This window comes from Streptomyces sp. Rer75 (assembly GCF_013414305.1).
Lineage (GTDB): Bacteria > Actinomycetota > Actinomycetes > Streptomycetales > Streptomycetaceae > Streptomyces > Streptomyces himastatinicus.
In genome coordinates, this window is the sequence record NZ_CP058693.1 from 9,015,437 (window position 1) to 9,035,280 (window position 19,844).

Annotated in this window: 15 protein-coding genes; 8 read left to right on the forward strand and 7 right to left on the reverse strand. The window is 72.5% G+C overall.

Annotation, left to right across the window (positions count from 1 at the left end):
* Positions 1-567: a cupin domain-containing protein gene (locus tag HYQ63_RS38320; protein WP_179938268.1), complete on the forward strand. Its 567-nt coding sequence runs from the start codon at positions 1-3 to the stop codon at positions 565-567.
* A 119-nt stretch (positions 568-686) separates the two neighbouring features.
* The gene (locus HYQ63_RS38325) at positions 687-2,141 is read left to right on the forward strand and encodes a glyceraldehyde-3-phosphate dehydrogenase (RefSeq protein WP_179938269.1); all 1,455 of its coding nucleotides are present in this window, start codon (positions 687-689) and stop codon (positions 2,139-2,141) included.
* Between the two features lie 63 nt (positions 2,142-2,204).
* On the opposite strand, the gene HYQ63_RS38330 is transcribed toward HYQ63_RS38325, so the two are convergent.
* From HYQ63_RS38330 to HYQ63_RS38355, 6 genes are all read right to left on the reverse strand, one after another.
* Positions 2,205-4,427, reverse strand: a complete 2,223-nt coding sequence (locus HYQ63_RS38330; RefSeq protein ID WP_179938270.1) for a family 43 glycosylhydrolase — start codon at positions 4,425-4,427, stop codon at positions 2,205-2,207.
* A gap of 208 nt (positions 4,428-4,635) precedes the next feature.
* Positions 4,636-5,334 (reverse strand): HAD family phosphatase, encoded by a 699-nt coding sequence (locus HYQ63_RS38335; RefSeq protein WP_179938271.1) that lies wholly within the window; start codon positions 5,332-5,334, stop codon positions 4,636-4,638.
* A gap of 76 nt (positions 5,335-5,410) precedes the next feature.
* Entirely contained in the window at positions 5,411-6,406 is a 996-nt protein-coding gene (locus HYQ63_RS38340) for an aldo/keto reductase (protein ID WP_179938272.1), read from the reverse strand.
* Between the two features lie 47 nt (positions 6,407-6,453).
* The gene (locus HYQ63_RS38345) at positions 6,454-8,103 is read right to left on the reverse strand and encodes an FAD-dependent monooxygenase (RefSeq protein ID WP_179938273.1); all 1,650 of its coding nucleotides are present in this window, start codon (positions 8,101-8,103) and stop codon (positions 6,454-6,456) included.
* Positions 8,100-9,257, reverse strand: a complete 1,158-nt coding sequence (locus HYQ63_RS38350; protein WP_179938274.1) for a ketoacyl-ACP synthase III family protein — start codon at positions 9,255-9,257, stop codon at positions 8,100-8,102. Before HYQ63_RS38350 ends, HYQ63_RS38345 begins: the two co-directional genes overlap by 4 nt.
* Positions 9,254-10,279: a ScbA/BarX family gamma-butyrolactone biosynthesis protein gene (locus HYQ63_RS38355; RefSeq protein WP_179938275.1), complete on the reverse strand. Its 1,026-nt coding sequence runs from the start codon at positions 10,277-10,279 to the stop codon at positions 9,254-9,256. The genes HYQ63_RS38350 and HYQ63_RS38355 overlap by 4 nt, the downstream gene beginning before the upstream one ends.
* Before the next feature lie 316 nt (positions 10,280-10,595).
* On the opposite strand from HYQ63_RS38355, the gene HYQ63_RS38360 reads away from it, so the two are divergent.
* The 5 genes from HYQ63_RS38360 to HYQ63_RS38380 all read left to right on the forward strand — a co-directional run bounded on the left by HYQ63_RS38360 (position 10,596) and on the right by HYQ63_RS38380 (position 14,715).
* Positions 10,596-11,597, forward strand: coding sequence for a beta-ketoacyl-ACP synthase III (locus HYQ63_RS38360; RefSeq protein WP_179938276.1), 1,002 nt, complete (start codon positions 10,596-10,598; stop codon positions 11,595-11,597).
* A 43-nt stretch (positions 11,598-11,640) separates the two neighbouring features.
* Positions 11,641-11,880, forward strand: a complete 240-nt coding sequence (locus tag HYQ63_RS38365) for an acyl carrier protein (protein WP_039939835.1) — start codon at positions 11,641-11,643, stop codon at positions 11,878-11,880.
* A complete protein-coding gene (locus HYQ63_RS38370; protein ID WP_179938277.1) occupies positions 11,880-13,100 on the forward strand; it encodes a beta-ketoacyl synthase in 1,221 nt (406 codons plus the stop codon). The genes HYQ63_RS38365 and HYQ63_RS38370 overlap by 1 nt, the downstream gene beginning before the upstream one ends.
* Positions 13,101-13,125: 25 nt before the next feature.
* A complete protein-coding gene (gene fabG, locus HYQ63_RS38375; RefSeq protein WP_179938278.1) occupies positions 13,126-13,830 on the forward strand; it encodes a 3-oxoacyl-ACP reductase FabG in 705 nt (234 codons plus the stop codon).
* A 75-nt stretch (positions 13,831-13,905) separates the two neighbouring features.
* The gene (locus tag HYQ63_RS38380) at positions 13,906-14,715 is read left to right on the forward strand and encodes a thioesterase II family protein (RefSeq protein ID WP_179938279.1); all 810 of its coding nucleotides are present in this window, start codon (positions 13,906-13,908) and stop codon (positions 14,713-14,715) included.
* Here the strand turns inward: HYQ63_RS38380 and HYQ63_RS38385 are convergent.
* Positions 14,684-15,481, reverse strand: coding sequence for an AfsR/SARP family transcriptional regulator (locus HYQ63_RS38385; RefSeq protein WP_179938280.1), 798 nt, complete (start codon positions 15,479-15,481; stop codon positions 14,684-14,686). The two genes, HYQ63_RS38380 and HYQ63_RS38385, sit on opposite strands and share 32 nt — an antisense overlap.
* A gap of 261 nt (positions 15,482-15,742) precedes the next feature.
* On the opposite strand from HYQ63_RS38385, the gene HYQ63_RS38390 reads away from it, so the two are divergent.
* Entirely contained in the window at positions 15,743-19,804 is a 4,062-nt protein-coding gene (locus HYQ63_RS38390; protein WP_179938281.1) for a type I polyketide synthase, read from the forward strand.
* Positions 19,805-19,844 lie beyond the last annotated feature (40 nt).

A 19,844-nucleotide genomic window follows, 5' to 3' on the forward strand; every position in this document is an offset into this window, starting at 1 on the left:
ATGCGGAACCAGGACACCGAGCCCGCGCTGGAGATCGCCACCTGGGCGAAGAAGACGCTGAGCCCCGAGGGCACCGGGCTGCATGTGGAACACGCCGCGCTGCCGGTGCCGGTGCACGGCACATCGTCGGCCACCGGGCGCGAACTGGTGACCAACGGGGCCATCGGCGCCGACCTGATCCGGCTGCCCGCGGGCGCCGGTTTCGTCCCGCACACCCACCCCGGTCACCACATCCTGACCATCGTGGCCGGTATCGGCACCATGACCTACGGCGGCCGCATCTACGAGACCCACGCCGGACAGACCCTCCTGATCGAAGGTGGCATCCCGCACGCGGTCGGCGCGATCACCGACCACGTGATCCTCGCCGTCGGCTCGCCGCACAAGCGGATCGGCGCGGACGACCGGATGACCCCGGTGGCGTACGAGGAGGTCGTCGCCGACGACGGCGAGCTGACCTGCTTGATCTGCGGGTCCACGGCCGGTCCGCCGCGCTTCCTGCACTCCGTGGGCTGCCCGCACTGTCCCTGTCGGACGTGTGCGGGCATGCCGACCGAGCACGGCTAGACCTCCCCTGGGAGGGGACCCGTCACGAGGTGTCGCCGCGAGCCCGGCGACACCTCGTGACTGATCAAAGGTGCAGGCGGGTTACCATATGAGCACCGCCTAGCTCGAAAGATGAACTTGTGACTGTCAACGAGGACTCGTTCACCAACTGGAACACCCGCGAGGAGATCGCGGAGTCGATGATCCCGATCATCGGGAAGCTGCACCGTGAGCGGGACGTCAACGTCCTGCTGCACAGCCGCTCCCTGGTGAACAAGTCGGTGGTCAGCATCCTCAAGACCCACCGCTTCGCCCGGCAGATCGCCGGCGACGAACTGTCGGTCACCGAGACGCTGCCGTTCCTCCAGGCTCTGGCCACGCTCGACCTCGGTCCGTCCCAGATCGACATCGGCATGCTCGCCGCCACCTACAAGAGCGACGACCGCGGTCTGTCGGTGGAGGAGTTCACCGCCGGGGCCGTGGCCGGTGCCACGGGCGCCAACAAGATCGAGCGCCGCGAGGGGCGTGACGTCGTCCTCTACGGGTTCGGCCGCATCGGGCGGCTCGTGGCCCGGCTGCTCATCGAGAAGGCCGGGTCCGGCAACGGCCTGCGGCTGCGCGCCATCGTCGTCCGCGGAGGCGGCGGCCGGGCCGCCGACGACCTCGTGAAGCGCGCCTCGCTGCTGCGCCGCGACTCCATCCACGGCCAGTTCCAGGGCACGATCACCGTTGACGAGGCGAACGGCACGATCGTCGCCAACGGCAACGAGATCAAGGTGATCTACGCCGACGACCCGACGTCGGTCGACTACACGGCGCACGGCATCAAGAACGCCATCCTCATCGACAACACCGGCAAGTGGCGCGACCGCGAGGGCCTGTCGAAGCACCTGCGCCCCGGCATCGACAAGGTCGTCCTGACCGCGCCGGGCAAGGGCGACGTGCCCAACATCGTCCATGGCGTCAACCACGACATGCTCAAGCCGGACGAGCAGATCCTGTCCTGCGCGTCCTGCACCACCAACGCCATCGTCCCGCCGCTGAAGGCGATGGAGGACGAGTACGGCGTGCTGCGCGGCCACGTGGAAACCGTCCACTCGTTCACCAACGACCAGAACCTGCTGGACAACTACCACAAGTCCGAGCGCCGCGGCCGGTCCGCGCCGCTCAACATGGTCATCACCGAGACCGGTGCCGCCTCCGCCGTCGCCAAGGCGCTGCCCGACCTCAAGGCGAAGATCACCGGCAGCTCGATCCGGGTCCCGGTGCCGAACGTCTCGATCGCGATCCTCAACCTCCAGCTCGCGCGCGAGACCACCCGCGAGGAGGTGCTCGACCACCTCCGCGATGTGTCGCTGACCTCGCCGCTCAAGCGCCAGATCGACTTCATCAGCGCCCCCGACGCGGTGTCGAGCGACTTCATCGGCTCGCGCCACTCCTCGATCATCGACGCCGGTGCCACAAAGGTCGAGGGTGACAACGCCATCCTCTACCTCTGGTACGACAACGAGTTCGGCTACTCCTGCCAGGTCATCCGCGTCGTCCAGCACGTGTCCGGGGTGGAGTACCCGACCTACCCCGCCCCGGTGGTCTGACGCCCGTGGTCTGATGCCGGTGCCCCGCCCGTCCGGTCTTCCGGGCGGGCGGGGCGTCCGGTCTCAGCGGCGGCGCAGCGGGTCGATCGACTCCAGCGTCGGCACCACCGGCTTGATCGTCCCGTCGGCCGCGAACTCCATGCGGTCGATGGTGGTTTCCCGGTGCGTACCGTCGCCGCCCGCCGTGCCGGGGCCGTTGACGGCGAACCGGTGGTAGGCCATGTACCACTCGTCCGTGCCGGGGACGTTCACCACCGAGTGGTGGCCCGGCCCCTTGATCCCGTAGTCGAGGCGCTTGGAGAGGATCGTGCCCCGCTTGGTCCACGGCCCCATCGGCGACGCGCCGGTGGCGTAGGCGACGTGGTAGTTCTCGCTGCCGGTGTCGTCCTCGGACCACATCAGGTAGTAGGTGCCCTTGCGCTTGACCACGAAGGAGCCCTCCCGGAAGTTGTCCGGGGTGAACTTCCGCATCTTCGAGGAGTCGAAGGACGTCATGTCGTCGTTCAGCGGCACGCCGTACGCCTGGCCGTTGCCCCAGTACAGATAGGACTGGCCGTCGTCGTCGGTGAAAACCGACGGGTCGATCATCTGGCCTTCCAGCTGGCCCTTGGGCACGAGTGGCTTGCCCAGCGCGTCCTTGAAGGGCCCGGCGGGGGAGTCGGCGACCGCGACGCCGACCTGCTGTTCGGCGCAGAAGTAGAAGTAGTACTTGCCGTTGCGCTCGGCCATCGCGGGCGCCCACGCGTACTTGTCCGCCCAAGCGACATCCGGACCGAGGTCCAGGATCACACCGTGGTCCTTCCAGTGGACCAGGTCCTTCGAGGAGTACGCCTTGAACTTGGTGCCGCCCCAACCGCGGAAGCCGTCGGTCGTGGGATAGATCCAGTAGCGGCCGTCGGCGTACTGGATGTCGGGGTCGGCGTTCAGCCCGGGCAGGATGGGGCTGCGCATCGGCACGGCCTCGACGGTCCAGTCACGCGTCGTTCCGTCGGCGGACGTCAGCGTGTACGTCCGGGGCTTGCGGAAGTCCCGCCGGGTGCCGGAGGGCGGGCTGAGGGTGGCACCGGCCGGGAGCGCGAAGCGGGGCGCCAGCCGCCGCAGATCGGCCTTCGGGTCCATCGGCAGGACGGCCTTGCGGCTCTCCTCGGTGACGATCGCGTACCCCTTCTGGCCCTTCGCCGTCACATCGGCGGGCGCGGCCTGCGACGCGGGGTACGTGCGCAGCAGCCGGTCGTACTCGGCCTGGGTCACGGGCAGCACCGTGCCGTGCCGGGGGCTGGCGGGCAGCTGGTAGTTCTGGGACGGGGTCCACTTGCCCGAGGCGAGGTCGGTGGTCTCGAAGGGGATGTAGCCGCGGCCGCCGAACTCGTCGATGAACAGGTACCACTTGTTCTCGGTGTTCGACTTGAAGATGGTCGGGCCCTCGCCGCGGTCGATCGAGTCCTTGCCGATGCAGTCCGAGACGAAGTCGTACGAGGTGTCCGTCAGCGAGGTGGACTTCTCGGCCGTGATGAACTTCGAGCAGGGCGTGCCGGAGGACGGGTCGCGCTCGTCCTTGGTGAAGCGGTAGTAGGAGCCCTTGTCCTTGATGACGGTGGAGTCGATGACCGAGTAGCCGGGGTCGTTCCACACCTTGGGCTCGCTGAAGGTGCGGAAGTCCTTCGTCGTCGCGTACAGCATCTTGTTGTAGGTCGAGCCCGTGTGCTCCGGGTCGTCCTCGGCGTAGAGCTTCGAGGCCCAGAAGACGACGTACTCGCCGAGCTTCTCGTCGTAATACGCCTCGGGCGCCCAAGTGTTGCCCGCGGTGTCCGGGGATACCTTGACGAGGCGCTGGTCGGTCCAGTTGACGAGGTCCTTCGACTCCCACACCATGATCGACTTGCTGCCGGTGCGCTGCACCTGGTCCCAGGTGCCGCTGCTGTTCTTGTACATCCGCAGATCGGTGGCGATGAGATAGAACGTGTCGCCCTTGGGGGAGCGGATGACGAAGGGGTCGCGCAGGCCCTTCTCACCGAGGCCGGAGGTGAGGACGGGCTTCCCGGCGTTCAACTCCCGCCAGTGCAGGGGGTCGTTGCCGCGGCTGAGCGCCATCCGTATCTGTTCGCCGTCGGCGGTGCCCTCACCGGTGAAGTAGGTGAAGAGATACCCGGCGTATTTCGTTTTCTGCTGCGCCGCGGACGGCGCTCCGCTCAGCGCGGGGCTGGGCGGTGCGGTGACGATGCTCGTCACCAGCGTGAGCAGGGCGAGCAGCGGCAGGAGGAGCGTGCGGGCTGTGCGGGGACCCATGACACATCCTGTGGGAGTCTGGTGGGTTCTGTTGAGCTGGTTGCACCGGAGTGTGTCCAGTGGGGACCCGGTGCGTCAACGGTGTGTGGCCCTCCACGTCGAGCGAAAGTTTTCGACGCGACGCCCTCCGCAGCGCTTTCCAGTCGTGCGCCGGTCCCCCGCAGGACCGGCGCACCGGATGGTACGGCCCGACCGGGTGGTACGGCCGTCAGCCCGCCGACACCGTGACCGCCGGGGGCAGCCGCCGCCACCTGCCGCGGTGGGCGTGCTCCAGCAGGACCGGATCGTCGCCCACCACGACGGGGTGCCCCACCTGGCGCAGCAGGTCCAGGTCGGAGGCGTGGTCCCCGTACGCGTGGCAGTCCTCGGGGCGCAACTCCCGTTCCCTCAGCACCTCGGCCACCGCCTCGGCCTTGCCCGCCCCGATGCGGACGTCGCGGACCTCGCCGGTGTAGCTGCCGCCGGAGACCTCGGGCACCGTGCCGAGCGCGATGTCCGCGTAGACGTACCGGGCGATCGGATCGAGGCAGGCCGAGAAGGAACCGGAGACGAGCACCACCAGATCGCCCCGCTGCTGGTGTTCCCGCAGGGCCAGCAGCGCCGGGGGATGGAACAGCCCCCCGGAGGTCATGCCGTCGTCGAACCACTGCTGCCCGGCGGCGGCCACCTCGGCCACCCGGTGGCCCGCGAACAGCCGGTAGTAGGCGCGGTTGGACGCCGCCCGGCCACCGGGGCCCGCGGCGATGTCCCGCAGGGAGGACACCGTGTCGTCGGCCGCCGAGTCGGGGCGGCCGAGCCACCGGTAGTAGTCGCGGAGGAACGAGAGCATGCTCTTGCGCGTGATCAGCGTCTCGTCGACGTCGAAGAACGCGGCGCTGCGCGCCGTCGTCGCCTGGCCCGAGGGCATCGCGGGGGTCCTTTTCTGCCGGGGTTCGCGGGCCTCGGTCACGGGAGCCGTGCCCCCGCGACCGAGGCGTGGCGGGTCAGTAGCGGGACCCCACCGGGTCCGGTACGGCGTCCAGCTCCGCCAGGTCCGCCTCGCTCAGGCGGATCGCGGCGGCGTCGGTGTTCTCCTTCAGATAGCGGGAGTTCTTGGTGCCGGGGATCGGCACGACGTGCTCCCCCTGGGCGAGCGTCCAGGCGATCGCGACCTGGGCCGGGGTGGCGCCGTGCCGGGTGGCGACGGTGCGGACGACGTCGACGATGCGGGCGTTGGCCGCCAGCGCCTCGTCCTGGAACCGCGCGTTGGTCCTGCGGAAGTCGCTCTCCTCGAACTGGTCGGGGCTGACGTACGCGCCGCTGAGGAAGCCCCGGCCGAGCGGGGAGAACGGGACGAAGGTGACGTCGTTCTCCGCGCACCAGCCGACCAGGTTCTCCGCGCCGGGCAGCCCCTCCAGCTCGTCGCCCGGGCGGCCGAGCGGCCCGCGGGTCCACAGCGACAGCTCCGACTGGATGGCGGCGACCGGGTGCTGACGGTGGGCCTCGGCGGCCTGCGCGATGCTCACCTCCGACAGCCCGAGCCGCCGCACCGTGCCCGCGGCGACGAGGTCGGCCATGGCGCCCCAGGTGTCGGCGAGCGGCACCTCGGGGTCGACCCGGTGCAGATAGAGCAGGTCGATCACGTCGGTGTCCAGACGGCCGAGGCTCGCCTCCACCGCCGCCCGCACGTGCTCGGGACGGCCGTCGCGGTGCATGGCGCGGGTGGCCAGATCGTCCACCACCAGACCGCACTTGGTGGCCAGCACCACCTCGTCGCGGCGCCCGGCCAGGGCCCTGCCGAGCAGGCGCTCGTTGTGCCCGTCGCCGTACACGTCGGAGGTGTCGAGGAAGGTCACGCCGAGGTCGAGGGCCTCGGCGATGACCCGGACCGAGGTGTCGTCGTTCCGCTGCCCCTCGGCGTATCCCCAGCTCATGCCCATGCAGCCGAGGCCGATGGCGCCGATGGAGGGCCCGCCCGAGCCGAGCTTGCGCTGTTCCATGTGTGTTTCCGTCTCCTTCGTTCCTGTGGTGCTGGGGCCTGTGGTGCTCAGGCCGCCTCGGTCGGGGACGCCTCGGGCCGCGCCACCCCGGTCGGGGTCGACTCGGCCGGGGTCGCCTCGGGGCGGGCCGCGCCGACGCGGGCGAGGACCACGCGCAGGCGCGCCGGGTCCAGGCGCGGCTCGATGGCGGCGATGTGGCCGTCGGGGCGTACCACGACGGCGCGCGGACCGGTGCCGAGGAACTCCTTCAGCGCGGGCCACGCCGACACGTCCCGGACCGGGTGGTGCGGGGCGAGTGCCGCGCGCAGTGCTGCGCACCGGGCCTCCCACTGCACGCCACGGGCGCCGCCCGACCAGGTCAGCACGGTGAAACGGTCGTCGGCGATGGTCGGCCACGGCCCCTGCTCACCGTCCTCGTACCCGTCGGACACGAAGACGGGGAGGCGCTCCCCGACGCCCAGCGGCTTGCGCCGCCAGCGGATGTCGGCCTTCACATCCTCCCGGTCGGAAGCGTAGTTGACGCTGAGCTGGCTCATCAGCGGGGTCACCAGCCGCTGGAACGCGCCGGTCAGCCGCGCCCCGCGCACCAGGGCGTCGCGCAGCGCGACCTTCGCGGGCTGCTGCACCAGCCCCCACGAGGTCTGCTTGGCGGTCACCAGGGACACCCGCTCGGCGGAGTGCCGCCGCTCGCGGTCGTACGTGTCGAGGACGCGGGCGTCGACGGTGCCCCGCATCACGCCGCCCAGCTTCCAGGCGAGGTTGATGGCGTCCTGGATGCCGGTGTTCATGCCCTGCGAGCCCGCCGCGCTGAAGATGTGCGCCGCGTCGCCGACGAGGAAGCAGCGGCCCGCGCGGAACGCGGCGGCGGTCCTGCGGCGTGCCCGGAAGACGGTCGTCCACTTCAACTCGCCGAGCTTCGCCGGGAAGGGCACGACCCGGTTCAGGTTCTCCTGGAACAGCTCGCGGGGCGGCTCATCCTCGTCGTTCCACGCCGGGACGCTGCACGCCACGCGGAACGTGCCGTCGCCGAACGGTGCGAGGCCCATGGCGCCGCCCGCGTTGTAGCAGTAGATCATCTCGTCCGGGGGCAGCGGGCCGTCGAGCGGACCGTCACCGATGGCGAACAGCACATCGGCGCCCTGCCCCTGGAACTCGATGCCCAGCTCCTTGCGCACCGTGCTGTGCGAGCCGTCGGCGCCGATGAGCCAGGAGGCACGCACCTGCTCCTCCGAGCCGTCCCGGCGGCGGAGCGTCGCCACCGGCCGGTCGCCGGAGTTGTCCAGCCCCACCAGGGCCGTTTCCGACTCGACCTGGCCGCCCAGCTCCACCAGCCGCTTGCGGATGACGTCCTCGGTCTTCCACTGCGGGGTGCACAGCCCGAACGGGTACGGGGTGTCGTGCAGCCGGCTCATCTCGATGGCGCCCAGCCGATTGCTGCCGGAGTAGTACGACACCGCGTCGATGTGCTTGCCGGTCTCGGCCAGTTCCTCGGCGACACCGATCCGGCGCAGCAGCTCCAGGCTGCGCGGCCACATGATGACGGCCCGGGAGTGAATGGTGGTGCTGGGCGCCGCGTCGACGATCCGCACCGGGATGTCCTGGCGCAGCAGGTCGCAGGCGATGACCATGCCGACCGGTCCCGCGCCCACCACCAGGACCGGATCGGGGCCGTTCGTGCTGTGCTGTGCGGGGGTCATGCCCCCTCCTTCCTGTCACTGCTGTCGCTGTTCGCGCTTCCCTGCGCCGGAGCGCTTCCCTGTGCCGGAGCGCCGCCCTGTGCCGGTGTGCCGTTCGCCGGGCCGCCCACGGGCCGCCTGACGACCGCGCACGACCAGGTGAATCCGGCCCCGGCGCTGAGCACCACGGCCGTCTCGCCGGGGGAGAGCCGCCACCGGCCGGGCCCGGCCAGCAGCGCCAGGTTGGCGAGGACGTCCCCCGCGCCCAGATGGCCGGTGTCGTGCCCCACGTCCCGGGCGGGCGCCGAGGTGACCAGCGCGACCGCCGGGGTGTACGCGGCGCTCAGCGCCGCATGGCCCAGCCGCGGCAGGAGCACACCGCGCAGGGCCGGGTCGTCCGGGGACACGCCCGCGTCGTACAGGGCCGCCCGGATCACCGAAGGGACCCGCTGCTGCACGATCTTGGCGAAGTGTTCCTTGCCGTTGTCCTCCAGGAACGCCTTCTTGGTGCGGCGGATGTCCACCACCCGGCTGTGCTCGCGCGGCGCCGGGCTGAAGGCGTCACGGCCGCGGTGCATCGTCTCCATGGCGGGCGCCGCGGCGGTGACCAGGGACAGCAGCTCAAGCGCCTGCCCCGGGTCCCGGCCGGGCGCGGCGGTGCGCAGCACGGCGGCCGTGGCGCCGTCGCCGTACCAGAGGCCGTAGTCGCCGCGCCAGCGGTCGAACCCGGGCTCGCAGAAGCGGTCGGCCGTGGTGACCAGCGCGGCGCCCGTCGCCGGGTCGGCCTGGAGCCGCGCGGCGGCGAGTTCGAGCGCGCAGGCACCGCCGTTGCACATCTGCTGCACACCGACCGGCAGCGCGTCGAGGGCGCCCGCGCCATGCGCGATGTAGTGGGCGGGCGACCAGAAGTCGTGCCCCTGGTGATACGTCCAGGCGTGCACCAGCAGGCCCACGTCCCGCGGGTCGTCGCCGGCCAGCTCCAGCGCGCGCCGTGCGGCCCGCACCGCCATCTCCGGCGGCGCCTCGGCCCGGGACACCGGCAGCCGACGGTACCCGGTCGCCGCCACGTCCTCCGGTGCCAGCCGCCCGGCGCGTACGGCGTCGTCCGGGGTCTCCACGGTGGCCGGGAGCCAGGTCGTCGCGGCACTCACGTACAGCGGTCGGTCGAACTTCACGGCGCGTCCTCCGGCGTGGGCCGCTGGGCGCGGGTGAGCGCGATGTCCGCCTCGGCGACGAGCTGTTCGTCCTGCTCGAAGGCGATACTCAGCCGCAGCTCCCCACCCGCGTCCGGCTCGTGGCGGGAGGACCGGCGGGCGGTGAGCAGCAGCGGGCTGTCCAGCTCCGCGTACGTCTGGAAGGACGCGGCCAGCTCGGTGAGCGCCCACGGCTGGTCCGCGTCGCGGGCGTGCTCGGCGGCGTGGAGCAGGCCGAGCTGACGGCCCGCCTCCATCAGGACCATCCCGGGGAAGTGGTCCAGCGGGTGGTCGAACAGGCTGGGGTGCTCCCCGGCGGGGCGCAGCCGCGCGCTGACGCTGTCGGGCCCGGTCACCGCGTCGAGCAGGACCACGTTCTCTTCCCGGGTGCGCCCGACCCGCCCCGGTGGCACCGGCGTTCCGGCCCGCAGGTACCGGAAGGCGTCCGAGGTGGGCGGCGCGCTGCCGCGCCGCCGGGTGCGCATCGCCGCGTACGTACCGCCGGGCATATAGGCCGCGCGCAGCGACACATCGCCGAGGTACTGCCCGGCCACGGACAGCCGCATCACATACGTCGTCGCGAGGAGCGTGCCGTCCCGCCACCGGCTGTCGCGCGTGGTCACGTCCATGACGAGTTCCGCGGGGCCGGGGCCGATCCGGGCGGTGGCCACGCCGGGCAGCCGCATCGACCACGACTGGAGAATGAAGACGGTGTTGCGCGGTGCTCCGAAATGCGCGTGCACGGCATGGGTTTCCGCCTGCCGACAGCATTCGAGCAACAGCAGCGGGTCAATCGGGGAGCGGTCCGTGTGATCGGTGTAATAGGCGTGCGACGGGGGTATTTGGGCCGCTGCCACGAAATGCCCGTCCGTCACTTTCCTGCTGTCGGTGAGAAACAGCTCGGACAACGCCTCCCGGTGCACCAGGTCCTTGGGGACGGTGCGGGAGAAGTCGAGGTCCGGCACGATGACTCGTGCGTCGGCCGCCTCGGTGGCCACTGTCACGCCTGTCCCCTTTCCCTCGAGGTCGTGGAGTGTTTCGGCACGGCAACCATGCTGGCCGGATCCGCTACCGCCCCGCTCACGTTCCTCTCACGCCACGAATGAGCGGACCGTGAGTGCCTTCTGTGCCGCACGTGAGAACGCCTCAAGCGACGGCATGCAGCATGAATTCCCGGAAACGCCGCACGAGTCGGCGAGGCGGGCCAGAAGGGAAAGCATCGATGGACTCTTTGACGGACTCTTTCCGTGCTACGGACTCTTTCCGTGCCAACGGCGCATTCACGCATGCGTTTCGCGTCATACGGACCGGGAGTGCCGGGTGAACCGCGCGGCGGTTCTCGCGGGGCTCGGGACCTGGCTGCCGGAGAACGTCGTCACCAATGACGAACTGGCCCGCCGGCTCGATACCTCCGACGAGTGGATCCGCACCCGGACCGGAATCCGGCAGCGCCATGTCATCGGCCCCGGGCAGTCCACCGGGGACCTCGCCGTGGAGGCCGGGCGGCGCGCGCTGAAGTCGGCCGGAACCGACCAGGCCGACATGGTCATGGTCGCCACCAGCACCCCGGACCGGCCGTGCCCCGCCACCGCCCCGGACGTGGCGAGCCGACTCGGCCTCACCGGTGTCCCCGCCTTCGACATCGCGGCCGTGTGCACCGGCTTCGTCTACGCCCTGGGCATGGCCGCCGCCGTCATCGGATCCGGTGCCGCGGGAAGCGTGCTGGTCATCGGCGCGGACACCTTCTCCACCATCCTCGACCCCGAGGACCGCACCACCCGCGCGGTGTTCGGCGACGGGGCGGGCGCCGTCCTGCTGCGCCCCGGCGACCCCGGGGAACCGGGCGCCCTCGGCGGCCTCGACCTCGGCAGCGACGGCAGCCGCAGCGAACTCATCGAGGTCCCCGCGGGCGGCTCGCGGCAGAAGGCGTCGGGCCGGTCCGCGGAGGAGACCGGGGCCTACTTCACCATGCAGGGCCGGGCCGTGTTCTCCGAGGCGGTCCGCAGGATGGCCACCTCGGTCGAAACGGCCGCCGACCGCCTCGGCTGGGCCCCCGGCGACATCGACCGCGTCGTCCTGCACCAGGCCAACGCCCGCATCCTGGCGGCCGTCGCGGACCGCATGGGGCTGCCCGCGGAGCGGTTCGTCTCCAACATCGGGCGGGTCGGCAACACCGTCGCCGCCTCCATTCCGCTCGCCCTTGCCGACGGTGTCATCGAGGGCGCCCTGCGCCCCGGGCAGCGCGTCGTCCTCGGTGGCTTCGGCGGCGGCCTCACCTGGGGCGCGATGGGGCTGCGCTGGCCCGACATCACCCCCGTCTGACGCCCGACTACCGCAATTTCCTCACCAGAGAAGGAGTTTCACCATGGATGTGATCGAAGAGCGCGTCACCGGCATCCTCTCCGGACAGTTCAAGCTCAAGAAGGAGATCATCACCCCCGAGGTGACCTTCCAGAACCTGTCGTTCGACTCCCTGGTGCTGATCGAGCTGAGCCTCGTCCTGGAGAAGGAGTTCCAGGTCGTGATCGAGGAGGGCGACCTCACCGACCAGCTCACCGTGCGCGAACTGGCCGAACTGCTCACCGACAAGGGCGCGGTGGCCTGATGGCCGACGGCATAGCGGTCACCGGACTCGGGCTGGTGACACCGGCCGGGTCCGGCGTCGCGGAGAACTGGGACCGGCTGCTCACCGGCCGCTCCTGCGCCACCAGGGACGCGTCCCTGGACGGCATGCCCGTCGACTTCACCGCGCGCGTCCCCGGCTTCGACGCCGGTGAACTGCTGGGCGGCTTCGCCTCCTGGCAGCTGGAACGCTTCGTACAGCTGGCCATCGTCGCCTCCCGCATGGCGATCGAGGACGCCGGATGGGACCGGGACGGCTGGGACGGCGCCCGGGTGGGCGTCGTCCTCGGCAACTCCCTCGGCGGCGCGGCCACCTTCGAGGAGCAGTACCAGGAGCTGCGCGACGGGGGACCCGGCCGGGTCTCCCCGCTGATGATCACCAAGTACATGCCGAACATGCTCGCCGGGTACGTGGCGATCGACTGCGGAGCCACGGGCCCCGGCCTGGTGACGGCCACCGCCTGCGCCTCCGGCGCCACCGCCGTCGGCACCGCCCGCGACCTGCTGCGGTCGGGGGCGTGCGACATCGTGCTGGCCGGGGCCAGCGAGTCCGCGCTCACCCCGACCGTGATGGCGGGCCTGACCAAGATGGGCGCGCTGTCCAGGAGCCGGGACGCCCCCGAACACGCCGCCCGCCCCTTCGACGCGGAACGGGACGGGTTCGTGGCGGCGGAGGCCGCCGGGGTCCTCGTCCTCGAACGCCCCGAGGACGCCCGCGCCCGCGGCGCCACGGTGCGGGCGGTCGTCCGCGGGTACGGCGCCACCTCGGACGCCCACCACGCCACCGCGCCCGACCCACAGGGGCGGGGCATCGAACGGGCGCTGCGGGACGCGCTGGCCGACGCCGACGTGTCGGCGCGGGACATCGGCCATGTCAACGCACACGGCACGGCCACCCCCATGAACGATGTGATCGAGGGCCGGATGCTGCGCCGGGTCCTCGGCGAGGGGGCCGCCGTGACCTCCACCAAGGGCGTCACCGGCCATGCCCTCGCCGCGGCCGGGGCGATCGAGGCCGCATACACCGTGCTGGCCGTGCAGCACGGCACCGTGCCGCCGACCGGGAACCTCAAGAACCAGGATCCGGAGATCGACCTGGACATCGTCACGGGAGAGCCGCGCCGCACCCGTATCGAGGCGGCCGCCAGCACCTCGCTCGGGTTCGGCGGTCACAACGCCGCGCTCGTCGTCACCCCCGCGTGAGCGGCGCGGGAAGGGAGGGGAAACGATGAACCGTTCGGTCTTCGTCACCGGCGGCAACCGGGGCATCGGCGCCGCCGTCGCCGCCGCCTTCGCGGCCGACGGCGACAAGGTCGCCGCCAGCCACCGTACGGGCAGCCCGCCGGACGGGGTGCTCGGTGTCCAGGCGGACGTCACGGTGCCGGGACAGGTCGAGAAGGCGCTGCGCGAGGCGGAAGCGGCACACGGCCCGGTGGAGGTCGTGGTGGCCAACGCCGGGATCACCCGGGACCGGCCCGCGCTGCGGATGTCGGACGAGCAGTTCGAGGAGGTGCTCTCCACCAACCTCACGGGCGCGTTCGCGACCGTACGGGCCGCGCTCACCAGCATGCTCCCGGCCCGGCGCGGCCGGGTGGTGCTCGTCTCCTCGGCGCTCGGCTTCCTCGGCTCGCCGGGGCAGACCAACTACGCCTCGGCCAAGGCCGGGCTGGTGGGCATGGCCCGCTCCCTCGCGTGGGAGCTGGGCGACCGCGGCATCACGGTGAACGTGGTGGCGCCCGGCATCATCGAGACCGACATGACGGCACCGCTGTCCGAACGTCGCATGGAGGACCTGATGCGGATGACACCGCTCGGCCGCCCCGGCAGGGTCGAGGAGGTCGTGGCCGCCGTCCGCTTCCTGGCGAGCGAGCAGGCGAGTTACATCACCGGAGCGGTCCTGCCGGTCAGCGGAGGGATCGGCATGGGCCACTGAGCAACGACCCCGGGCCCGGTACGGACCGTCCGTACCGGGCCCCGCCCGTCAGTCGACACCAGGAGGCGGACCACCGTGTTCCCGACCCCGACCACCGGCGGCTGGACGTCCGCTCTGCGCCCCGCCCACCCGGCCCCGGCCGCCCGGATCGTCGTCTTCCCGCACGCGGGCGGCGACGCACAGCGGTATCTGACGCCGCTGTCACGGCTGCCCGACGACGTGGAACTCCTCGGCATCACCCTGCCCGGGCGCGCGGAGCGGGCCGCCGAGCCCCCGGCGGGGAGCGTGGCGGACGTGGTCCGGGGCGTACGCGGCGCACTGCGCGGGCTGCCGCTCGTCCCCACGGTGTTCTACGGGCACAGCATGGGCGCGCTGCTCGCCGTCGCGGTGGCGGACGCGCCGGGGCCGGCACCGCACCCGGGCGCCGTGGTGGTGAGCTGCGGGCTGCCGGGGGAGCGCGCGTATCCGCACCCGGAGCGGCTGCACACGGCCGAGGGGCTGGACGAGATCTTCGCGCTGCACGGGCTCCCCGCGGGCGCGCTGGACGACACATCGCTCGACCCGCGCGCCCGGGTGCTGGCCCATGACCTGGCCCTCACCCGCCGGGCGCTGCGCGCCGTGCGGGACGTATGCCTCGGGGTGCCGCTCACGGCGCTCGCCGGGACGAACGATCCGCTGGTGCCGGGCGACACCCTGTCCGGGTGGGCCGCCTTCACCCGCGCCGCCCACCGCGGGCGGCTCGTGGAGGGCGGCCACTTCTTTCCCTTTTCGCCCACGGGCGCGGACGTGCTGCTGGAGGAACTCACCGCGGCGCTGCGCACGGTGGGTCATGGCGCGGGCCTACGGGCCGGTGTCACAGCCCCACGGACGGCAGTGCGGGGGTGAGCGAGCCGCCCGCCACGAGGATCGACTTCTGGAGTTCCTGGAGCCGCATCGAGGGCTCCAGGCCGATCCCTTCGGCCAGGGCGGAGCGCAGCCCCTGATAGACCGACAGGGCGTCATTGCGTCTGCCGGAGCGGTTCAGGGCGATCATCAGGCACTCGTGCAGCATCTCGTCGTACGGGTGCAGCGCCGTCAACGCGCGCAGCTCGCCGACGACTTCGTACCGCTGGAGCCGCAGGTCGAGCAGGATGCGCCGGCGCAGTACGGACTTCCGGTCCTCCTCCAGGCGCAGCACGTGCGACTGGAGCACGGGCCCGGTCGGCAGGTCGGCCAGCGGCTCGTCGCGCCACAGGTCGAGGGCGCACCGCAGCAGCGCCGAGGCCTGGGCCAGATGGCCCGCCTCCTCCGCGCGGCCCGCCTCGGCCACCAGGTCCTGGTAGCGGCGCACGTCGAACTCGTCGTCGGGGACGGCCAGCCGGTATCCGGTCTGCTCCGTGACGAGGACCTGTTTGGCGAGGGCGCTCCCGGGCCCGCCGGGCAGGACCATTCCCAGGTGCTTGCGGATCTGCATGACGTAGTTCTGAAGGCTGGTGGCCGCGCTCTTGGGCGCCGCGGCGCCCCATACCTCGCGCTCCATCGCGTCGATCTGCACGACCCGCCCCCGGTTCAGCACCAGTAGGGCGAGCACCTTCCTGGCCTTCGGCGCAGCCGGCACGACTGAGCCGCCGTTCAAGGTCACGCGCAGCGGCCCGAGTACGTTGGCGATCATCCGTCAGTCCCCCTCCTCGAGGGTAAACATATAGCTCCGTACATCTATGAGCGCAAGTACAAACTCAGCGTGCTCATGGCGGTGAGGGGGCGTCAACTGCGAATGAAGTGGGGCAAATCGGCGGCGGATGGGTCGCTTTCTGCTGGGTTTCGGGGACGCACAGTTATCGAGTTGGGTAAACTTTTGCCCTCCGATACAACTTTGAATCACAGTGATTGCCACTATGGCGGCGTCATTCTCACGTCATGAAGGGGGAGCGCCGTGGAGCGCAGACGACCGATGGACGACACCGAACTCGCCGTTGTCGGCATGGGGTGCCGGTTTCCCGGAGCGGCCGGGACGAACGCCTTCTGGGACCTGCTCATGGGGGGCGGCGACGCCGTGACGGGCGTCCCCGCGGACCGCTTCGACATCAGCCGCGCCTACGACCCCACGCCCGGCAGGCCGGGCAGGACCGTTTCCCGCCACGGCGGCTTCCTGGACGACGCGTTCGGCTTCGACGCCGCGTTCTTCGGCATCGCCCCCGTGGAGGCCGAGAGCATGGACCCCCAGGCGCGGCTGCTGCTGCACGTGGTGTGGGAGGCCCTGGAGGACGCGGGCCTCGTCCCCGCGCGGCTGGCCGGAAGCCGGACCGGCGTCTTCGTCGGCCAGGCCACCGCGGAGTACGCGGAGGCCGAGGACGCCCCCGCCGAGCCGGTGCTGCGGGACGCCGTGGGGGCACGGATCAGGGCCGTCACCGCGGGGCGCGTCTCCCACGCGCTGGACCTGCGCGGCCCCAGCGTGGTGATCGACACCGCGTGCTCGTCCTCCCTGGTCGCCGTGCACGCGGCGCGGCAGAGCCTGCTCACCGGGGAGAGCGACCTCGCCATCGCCGCCGGGGCCAACATCATCCTGTCGCCGCAGGACGCCGTCGCCTACTCCGAGGGCGGCATGCTCTCGCCCTCGGGGCGCTGCCGGTTCGGCGACGCCACGGCCGACGGCTTCGTACGGAGCGAAGGCGTCGGCACCGTCGTCCTCAAGCGGCTGGACGACGCGGTCCGCGACGGCGACCCGGTGTGGGCCGTCCTGCTCGGCTCCGCGGTCACCTGCGACGGCAGGGCCAGCGGGCTGCTGATGCAGCCGTCCGTGGACGGGCAGGCCACGATGGTGCGCGAGGCGTGCCGGAGCGCCGGAATCCGGCCCGACCAGCTCGACTACGTCGAAGCGCACGGCACCGGCACCCCCGTCGGCGACGGGGTCGAACTGCGCGCCCTCGCCGAGGCTGCGGGCCCCGGGCGGGCCCGGGACCGTCCCCTGCTCACCGGCTCGGTCAAGACCAACATCGGCCACGCGGAGGCGGCCGCGGGCATCGCCGGGCTGATCAAGACGGTGCTGATGGTCCGGCACGGCGTCATCCCGGCCTCCCTCCACCTGGAGCGGCGGCACCCGCTGCTGAACGGCGAGGCGTCCGCCGTCGACATCGTCACCGCCGCCCGACAGCTGCCCAAGGCGGGTCCGGCGGCGCTCGCGGGCGTCAGCTCCTTCGGCCTGTCCGGCACCAACGCCCATGTGGTGGTCGGCGAGTACGTCCCACCGGCCGCGCCACTGCCCGCAGCCACCCCGGCCGCGGGCCGGACCGCGGAACCGGCGCCGCGCCTGCTGGTGCTCAGCGCCCGCTCGTCCGCCGCGCTGCGCCGGATGGCGGCCCGCTACGCCGAACACCTCGGCCCCGGCGGGCCCGGCCGCGCCGACTCGCTGGAGCACATCTGCGCCACCGCCGCCACCCGGCGGGCGGCCCACCCGTACCGGCTGTGGGTGGTCGGCGACTCGCACGACGACCTCGCGGACAAGCTGCGCGCGCTTGCCGAGGGGCGGGCCATCCGCGACGGTGGCACCGGCGAGGCCGGGTTCGGCGAGGCCAAGCGCACCGCGTTCGTCTTCGCCGGGCAGGGCTCGCAGTGGGCCGGGATGGCGCGGGACCTGCTCGACTCGTCGCCCGCCTTCCGGGCCGAGATGGAGGCGTGCGACCGGGCGATCCGGGACGAACTCGGCTGGTCTGTCATCGAGTTGCTGCGGGACGCGGCGACGCCGTTCCCCACCGGAGTCGCCACCGTCCAGCCCGCCCTGTGGGCCGTCCAGGTCTCCCTGGCCGCCGCCTGGCGGGAGGCCGGGGTGGCGCCGCAGCTGTGCCTCGGCCACAGCATGGGGGAGGCCGCCGCCGCGTATGTGTCCGGCGCGCTGACCCTGCGGGACGCCGCCGCGGTGATCTGCCGCCGCAGCAGCCTGATGGAACGGGCCGCCGGGCGCGGCGCCATGCTCGCCGTGGAACTCCCGGCGCGGCAGGCGCGGGACATCGCCGCCGCGTACGGGGACGACGTCTGCGTGGCCGCGGAGAACGCGCCGTCCGCCTCCGTGCTGGCCGGTGACCACCGGGCGCTGACCGGGATCGCGGAGACCCTGGAGGAGCGCGGAGCGCTGAGCCGCATGGTCCGGGTCGACGTGGCCTCGCACTCGCCCGCCATGGACCCGCTCCTCGACGAGCTGCGCGAGCGGCTGAAGGACGTCACCCCGGCCGAAACGCGGACCGGCATGCTCTCCACCGTGCACACCACCCCGGTGCGCGGCCCCGAACTCGACGCCGCCTACTGGGCGGAGAACCTGCGCCGCGTCGTGCGGTTCGCCCCCGCGGTGCGCGAGGCGGCCCGGCAGACCGGGACCGTCTTCGTCGAGGTCGGCCCGCACCCCCTGCTCATCACGGCGGTGGAGGAGACGCTCGCCGACGCGGACCTCGACGGTGCCGCCGTGGGCACCCTGCGCCGGGACTCCGACGGCAGGACCGACCTGATGCGCGCCACGGGGCGGATCTTCGCCGCGGGCGGGGCCGTGGACTGGACGGCGTGGTACGCCGCGGACCACCGGGTGGTGCCGCTGCCCGCCTATCCGTGGGACGCCGTACGGTTCCGGCGCGAGGCGCGGCGACCGGAGGCCGCAACCCGCGGCGCGGCGCCGTACGTCAAGCGGATCGACCCCGCCGCCTGGGCGGCCGACACCTGGGGCGGCGGCATCCGGGTGCGGGGCGTGGCACCCGTACCGCCGGCCGTCTACTGCGCCACGATGCTGGAGGCGGCGCGCGAGGCGGGCCACGACGAGCCGTTGACGCTGCGTCAACTAGAACTGAGAGAGGAGCCGTTGCTGCTGGACGCCCTCCCCGATGCCGACCTCCGGCTGACCCTCACCGGTCCCGGGGCGGAGACGGCGGAGGGCCTGCGGGCCGTGGTGGAATTCCGCACCGCCGGGGGGACGGAGTGGCGGAGGGCCGCCGCGGCGCGGCTGGTCGCGGCCCGGGAGGAGGGCCCGCGCGACGCCTCCTGGGCGCTCGACGCGGTGCTGGGCAGGTGCCGCGACCACCGGTCGGCGGAGGAGTTCCGCGAACTCGCCGCCCGGCGCGGGTTCGCCGTCGGGGAGCCCTTCCACGCGGTGGAGCGGCTGTGGCGGGGCGGCGGTGTGGTGGCCGCCCGGATGCGGCAGCCGAAGGTGACGGGACCGGCGGTCTGGGAAGCGGGCCTGCTGCCGCTGCTGGCCGCGCTGCCCCCGGCGGCGGACGGCCGCCCCTATGTGCCGAACGCCATCGAGTCCATACGGCTGCTGACCGGGCTTCCCGACGACTTCTGGACGCTGTGCCGGTTCACCCCCGAGCGCGGGGAGCGTCCGGCGCGCGCCGATGTGCGGATGATCGCCCATGACGGGCAGCTGCTCGCGGAGTTCTCCGGGATCCGGATGCGGCGCCTGGGGCCCGTTCGGCAGGCGGGACCCGCCTCCGGCGGCCCGGCGCTGCGAGCGGCCCGGCGCGGGGCGGCGCGGATCGCGGCGGAGGTGCGGGCACGGACGGCGCCGCTGGGCCCCCGGCTGTCCCGTCTGCTGGCCACGCGCGCCTCCCGTCCCGTGCGCGTCTCCCGCCCCGTTGGCTCCCGCCCCACGCGCGCCCCGCACCTCGTGCCCGACGCGCGCCCGGTGTACGACCCTCGCCCCTTCGAGCCGCGCCCCGCGCACGACCCGCGCCCCGCGCACGACCCGGGCCCCCGGTTCGAACCGCGGCTGCCGGACACCCGGCGCGACTCCACGAAGGCGCTGCCCGCCGCGGCCGCCGCGGTCCTCGGGATGTCGCTCGGCGACCTCGACCCCCGCAGGCCGCTGCGCGACGTGGGGCTCGACTCGCTGATGGCCGCGCGGCTCGGGCAGCAACTGCGCCGGGAACACGGCATCGAGATCACCGCCGGGCGGCTGCTGGGAGCCGAGAGCCTGGAAGCCCTGACCCGCAGCCTGACGGGCGGCGCGCCGGGATGACAGTGCTGAACGATGACCAGAAGTCATTGTTAGACTGTGG

What these genes read in the sequence shown, in the direction of transcription:
- HYQ63_RS38320 (WP_179938268.1), top strand. Translation starts at nt 1, where the DNA reads ATGCGGAACCAGGACACCGAGCCCGCGCTGGAGATCGCCACCTGGGCG.
- HYQ63_RS38330 (WP_179938270.1), bottom strand. Translation starts at nt 4,427, where the DNA reads ATGGGTCCCCGCACAGCCCGCACGCTCCTCCTGCCGCTGCTCGCCCTG.
- HYQ63_RS38335 (WP_179938271.1), bottom strand. Translation starts at nt 5,334, where the DNA reads ATGCCCTCGGGCCAGGCGACGACGGCGCGCAGCGCCGCGTTCTTCGAC.
- HYQ63_RS38340 (WP_179938272.1), bottom strand. Translation starts at nt 6,406, where the DNA reads ATGGAACAGCGCAAGCTCGGCTCGGGCGGGCCCTCCATCGGCGCCATC.
- HYQ63_RS38345 (WP_179938273.1), bottom strand. Translation starts at nt 8,103, where the DNA reads ATGACCCCCGCACAGCACAGCACGAACGGCCCCGATCCGGTCCTGGTG.
- HYQ63_RS38365 (WP_039939835.1), top strand. Translation starts at nt 11,641, where the DNA reads ATGGATGTGATCGAAGAGCGCGTCACCGGCATCCTCTCCGGACAGTTC.
- HYQ63_RS38370 (WP_179938277.1), top strand. Translation starts at nt 11,880, where the DNA reads ATGGCCGACGGCATAGCGGTCACCGGACTCGGGCTGGTGACACCGGCC.
- fabG (WP_179938278.1), top strand. Translation starts at nt 13,126, where the DNA reads ATGAACCGTTCGGTCTTCGTCACCGGCGGCAACCGGGGCATCGGCGCC.
- HYQ63_RS38385 (WP_179938280.1), bottom strand. Translation starts at nt 15,481, where the DNA reads ATGATCGCCAACGTACTCGGGCCGCTGCGCGTGACCTTGAACGGCGGC.